Raw genomic sequence first — 1,303 nt, 5'->3', positions numbered from 1 at the left:
GGCATATCCTTTTCTCAATCGAGAATTGCGGCGCGTCAACAACGCCATGATATGCCGCCCCTCAGGGGCCATCACCAACTTTTAGCTATATCTCGGCCAATCAGCCCGGCGATCACCAGCCAGCGCAGGCGCAGCGCAAGGTTCAGCGTCGCGCGGTAGGCGCGGAACAGCGGGCCGCCGTATTGGTCGCCCCCGTCGCCGGTCCCGACCTTGAAGAAGTAATGCGCCAGCAGCGGTGTGGCAGAAATGGCAAGAATCCACGAAAGCAGCAGCGAAATGCCGATGACCGCAAACAGCGAGAACAGGAATTCGCCGGTCGCATCCGGGGACAGGCCGATACCGGCAAAGGCCATGATGCCGATAACCGTCGCGCCCAACAGCGGCGTTTGCGTCTTGGCGGCCACGTCCTCGGCGGCATCGCGGGCGGATTTGCCCTGTGCCATGTCGCCTTGCATCCCTTCGGCGACCACTATGGCGTTGTCCACCAGCATCCCCATGGCGATGATCAGGGCACCGAGAGAGATCCGCTCCATTTCGATCCCGAAGATCGCCATGACAAAGATCGTCCCGACCACCGTCAACAGCAGGGTGGCCCCGACGACAACCGCCGCCCGCCAGCCCATGAACAGCGCCAGCACGATCACCACGATGGCCACCGACATGGCAAGGTTCACCAGAAAGGCGTTCGATGCCTCATCCACGACGACGTGCTGTTGATAGATCGGGTGCAGTTCCACGCCTGCGGGAATGTCGCGCATGATCTCTGCCAGCCGCGCGTCAACCCGTTGCCCGATCTCGACAATGTTCAGATCCGCCTTGCCGGACACACCCAGGGTAAAGGCCTCCTGGCCCTGAAAGCGGATGATTGACGTCGGCTCCTTGACCCGATCCCTGGTCACATTGGCGATGTCCAACAGGTCGATGACCTCACCGCCGACACCGATGGTCAACCGGGCGATTTCATCCACGGTTGCGTCCCCGGCAGGGGCTTGGATGCGGATGTCCTGCCCGTTCTGGACGATGCTGCCTGCAGGCGTGCGCGTGTCGGTATTGGCAAGTGCGTTGGCCATCGCGGTGGGCGCGATCCCGAGGTTGCTGAAAATCGCCGGGTTGGCGTCAACGTAGATCGCCTCGGACGGCAAACCGGCCAGCGCCACGTCCGCGACGCCATCCACGGCCAGCAGTTCGCGCCGTAGATAGGCAGAGATTTCATCCCGCAATATTCACCGGCGGTCCGTGTGCGGTGTGATTTCGGGGCGCGGTCGGGTTTCTTGACCTTGCGTGTGGCAGGAAGGGCGATCAC

General features: G+C 62.4%; 1 pseudogene. It reads right to left on the bottom strand.

The window, feature by feature from the left end:
• Nucleotides 1-95: 95 nt before the first annotated feature.
• Nucleotides 96-1,211: pseudogene (locus tag CHB90_RS25995) on the bottom strand (efflux RND transporter permease subunit); the annotation flags it as partial.
• Nucleotides 1,212-1,303 lie beyond the last annotated feature (92 nt).

The organism is Antarctobacter heliothermus (assembly GCF_900188425.1).
Classification (GTDB): Bacteria; Pseudomonadota; Alphaproteobacteria; order Rhodobacterales; family Rhodobacteraceae; genus Antarctobacter; species Antarctobacter heliothermus.
Note: the sequence above shows the minus strand (reverse complement) of the source record. Positions and strands in the feature narration are given on the sequence as shown.